The following is a 3,470-nucleotide window of genomic DNA, read 5'->3' as shown; positions in this document are numbered from 1 at the left end:
CCCCGGAACCCGGTACGGCAGCATGGGCGCGCACCACCCCCGCACCACCGCCCGCACCCGCGCGTACCTCCCGAGGAGCACCATGGCCACGACCGTCGACCCCGCCCCCGAGGTCCTCGCGGCGTTCGAGGCCGCCAAGGGCTTCATGCCCGCCGACGAGGGCCTCGCCCTGTACGCGGCGGCGACCGAGGCCGGCCGGCTGGGTCTGCCGCTGCTGGAGGTCGGCACCTACTGCGGGCGTTCCACGATCCTGCTGGCGGACGCCGCGCGCCGGGCCGGGGTCCTCGCGCTCACCGTGGACCACCACCGCGGCAGCGAGGAGCAGCAGCCCGGCTGGGACTACCACGACCCGCAGACCGTCGACCCCGAGCTGGGGGTGATGGACACCCTGCCGGCCTTCCGCCGCACCCTTCACCGGGCGGGCCTGGAGGAGCACGTGGTGGCGCTGGTCGGGCGCTCCCCGCAGATCGCCTCGGTGTGGGGCGCGCCGCTGGGCCTGGTGTTCGTGGACGGCGGGCACACCGACGAGCACGCGAACGCCGACTACGAGGGCTGGGCCCCGCACGTCGCGCCGGGCGGACTGCTGGTGATCCACGACGTCTTCCCCGTCAAGCTGGACGAGTTCACCGGCCAGGCCCCGTACCGGGTGTACCTGCGGGCGCTGGAGTCCGGCGCGTTCACCGAGGTCTCGGCGACCGGCACGCTCCGCGTCCTGCGGCGCACCGGCACAGGCGTCTGAGGGCCGGGCGTCCGAGGGCCGGGCGTCCGAGCACGGGAGTCCGAGAGCCGGGCCGGAAGCCACCGGGGCCGACCCCGCCGGGGAAGCCGCCACCGCCCCGTTAGGCTCGCACCGTGTCGTACGCAGGCCCGGAATTCGATCCCGCTCCCCCGCCGCGTCCCCGCCGGGGCCGCCGCGCGCTGATCGCCGCCCTGGTGGTGGCGCTGGCCGCCGCGGGGGTGGCCGTCCAGCGGGCGGTGACCGGCGGCCCGGACGACGGCGGCCGCTCCGACGCCGCCTCGTCGCCCGACTCCCGTGCGGCCGGCAGTGGTTCACCGGACGATGACGCCAAGTCACCCACTCCCGGCGGGAGTTCCACGCCCTCCGCCTCCTCCACCGCCAGGCCGCCCGCCCGTTCGGGTCCGCTGCGCGGCAAGGTGGTGGTGATCGACCCGGGGCACAACACCGGCAACGCCGCGCACACCGCCGAGATCAACCGCACCGTGCGGATCGGCAACGGCGGCAAGGAGTGCGACACCACCGGCACGTCGACCAACGCCGGTTACGCGGAGGCGAAGTTCACCCTCGACGTGTCCCGGCGCCTGCGGACCCTGCTGGAGGAGCAGGGCGCCATGGTGAAGTTGACGCAGGACGGCGACCGCCCGTGGGGGCCGTGCATCGACGAGCGGGCGCGGATCGGCAACGAGGCGAAGGCGGACGCCGTGGTGTCGGTGCACGCCGACGGCTCCTCGGCGGACGCCCGCGGTTTCCACGTGATCCTCCCCGGCGCGGTCACCGGGGGCGGCGCGGACACCCGCCCGATCGTCGGTCCCTCCCGTGAGCTGGGGGAACGCGTGGCGGGCAACTTCGTGCGGGCCACCGGCAGCGCGCCCTCCGACTACGTGGGCGACGGCACCGGGCTGGTCACGCGGAAGGATCTGGGGGGTCTCAATCTGTCGAAGGTCCCCAAAGTGTTCATCGAGTGCGGCAACATGCGGAACAGCAAGGACGCCGCGCTGCTGACCAGCGGCAAGTGGCGTCAGAAGGCCGCACAGGGCATTTCCGACGGAATCGTGGGGTTCCTGGGCGGATGAGCGTCGCACGTGCGTGGACCTGCCCACCGGGTGACCGCGGTGACGGTGCGAACGGTAGGGTCCAATCCGCGGCAGAGCCCGGTACGACACGACGACACGAGACGACGAAGGACTTGTAGTGAACATCCGCTCCCTCACTCGGGGCGACGGCGTGGTGATCGGAGCAGCGCTGTTGCTGTTCATCGCGTCGTTCCTCGACCTCGTTGACAACGACTACGGCATCTCCTTCACGGCCTGGAGCAACCTGGCCGTCGCGCTGGGCGTCTTCATGGGCGGCGTGATCGGCGCCGCACTGATCGTCGTCAACCGGTGCCTGCCGCAGCCCCGCAAGGTGGCCGGCCACGACCTCGGGACCGTCGGCGTCGCCTTCACGGTGTTCGCCTTCTGGTACCTGCTGTGGACGCTGCTGGACTCCGAGGGCGGCGCCGGCGCCGGGCTGATCCTCGGCTTCATCGCGGCGCTGGTGCTGGCCGGCGCGGCGGTCGCCCAGGGCGCGGTGGAGGCGCTCAAGGCGCCGCTGATCAGTGCCACGCCGCGTCCGGCCGCGCAGCAGCCCTACGGCGCGCAGGCTCCGCAGGGGTACGGCTACCCGGGGGTGCAGCAGCCGCAGTTCGGCGGCCAGCCGCAGCAGGGGCCGGGTCCGCAGGGCCAGCCGCAGCAGCCGTCGCCGGAGTTCTCGCCGTTCTGGTTCGCCGTGCCGGCGCCGCGCGCGCTGTACGCGGAGGACGGTTCGCCGACGCAGATCGCCGAACTCGCCCCGGGCGTCTGGTACCTGGCGGTCGACCAGCGGGGTCCGGGTCTGATCGCGCAGACCCAGGACGGCCGCCGCGGTCTGCTGCAGGACTCCTCGGGCATCCAGCGGGGCTGACGACTCCCGTCAACTCGTGACAGGGCCCCCGCCGGTGACCGGCGGGGGCCTTCGTCGTGCCGCGTCAGGGACGCGCCGGGGTCCGCCTCACTGGTCGCTCTGCAGCTGGCCGGCGGACGGCACCTTGTCCTGCACCTCGGCGCCGGCGGACTTGCCCGCGTCCTTCACGTCGCTGATCATGCTGTCGAAGTTGTTGACGATGTCGTCGGTGTTGTCGCCCTTGCGGAGCTGCTTGGGCAGGTCCTTCAGCTTCTCGAGGCCTTCCTCCAGCGGGGCGACCGCCTTCGAGAGGGTGGGGTCCCCCTTGGCGTTGTCGAGCGCCGCCTTGAGGCGGTTGTAGGTGAAGACGCCGGCGAGGCCGGCCTTCACCAGGGACAGCCGGCGGCCGTCGGCGCCCTTCTTGAACTTGCCCGAACGGAACGGCTTGACGATCCACTGGTAGGTGGCGCCCGCGGCGAGGCCGGCGTTCACCACGAAGCGGGTCTTGGCGAACTTCTGCTTCTCGGCGGAGCTGGTGGGCGTGGGCTCGGCCCGCATCTCCTGGGCCTGGGCCTGGTTCGCCTCGGCCTGCATCTGCGCCATGGCCTGGTCGTCGACGGACTTGGGGTGCGCCTGCGTGTTCGCCTGCGGGGAGGAGGTGGAGTGCTCCTCGCTGCCGCAGCCGGCGGTGCCGGCGACGAGGGCGCAGCACAAGGTGACGGCCAGCACCAGGCGGCGCATCGTGACGGGCATGGGTGTGCCTCCGGGGAAGAGAACGGTTCTCCCCGCAGCGTCACCCACCCCCCGGCCC

The 3,470-nt window shown here is 73.1% G+C and carries 4 protein-coding genes; 3 read left to right on the top strand and 1 reads right to left on the bottom strand.

What is annotated here, in order from left to right:
- Positions 1-82 precede the first annotated feature (82 nt).
- The 3 genes from ACOV8S_RS10215 to ACOV8S_RS10205 all read left to right on the top strand — a co-directional run bounded on the left by ACOV8S_RS10215 (position 83) and on the right by ACOV8S_RS10205 (position 2,680).
- On the top strand, positions 83-739 hold the full coding sequence (locus tag ACOV8S_RS10215; protein ID WP_448317894.1) for a class I SAM-dependent methyltransferase: 657 nt from the start codon (positions 83-85) through the stop codon (positions 737-739).
- A 113-nt stretch (positions 740-852) separates the two neighbouring features.
- The gene (locus ACOV8S_RS10210) at positions 853-1,812 is read left to right on the top strand and encodes an N-acetylmuramoyl-L-alanine amidase (protein ID WP_448317473.1); all 960 of its coding nucleotides are present in this window, start codon (positions 853-855) and stop codon (positions 1,810-1,812) included.
- A gap of 118 nt (positions 1,813-1,930) precedes the next feature.
- The gene (locus ACOV8S_RS10205) at positions 1,931-2,680 is read left to right on the top strand and encodes a hypothetical protein (RefSeq protein ID WP_448317472.1); all 750 of its coding nucleotides are present in this window, start codon (positions 1,931-1,933) and stop codon (positions 2,678-2,680) included.
- An 87-nt stretch (positions 2,681-2,767) separates the two neighbouring features.
- Here ACOV8S_RS10205 and ACOV8S_RS10200 read toward each other — a convergent pair whose 3' ends face one another.
- Positions 2,768-3,412 (bottom strand): hypothetical protein, encoded by a 645-nt coding sequence (locus ACOV8S_RS10200; RefSeq protein ID WP_448317471.1) that lies wholly within the window; start codon positions 3,410-3,412, stop codon positions 2,768-2,770.
- Positions 3,413-3,470: the final 58 nt, after the last annotated feature.

The organism is Streptomyces sp. CO7 (genome assembly GCF_053474865.1).
Note: the sequence above shows the minus strand (reverse complement) of the source record. Positions and strands in the feature narration are given on the sequence as shown.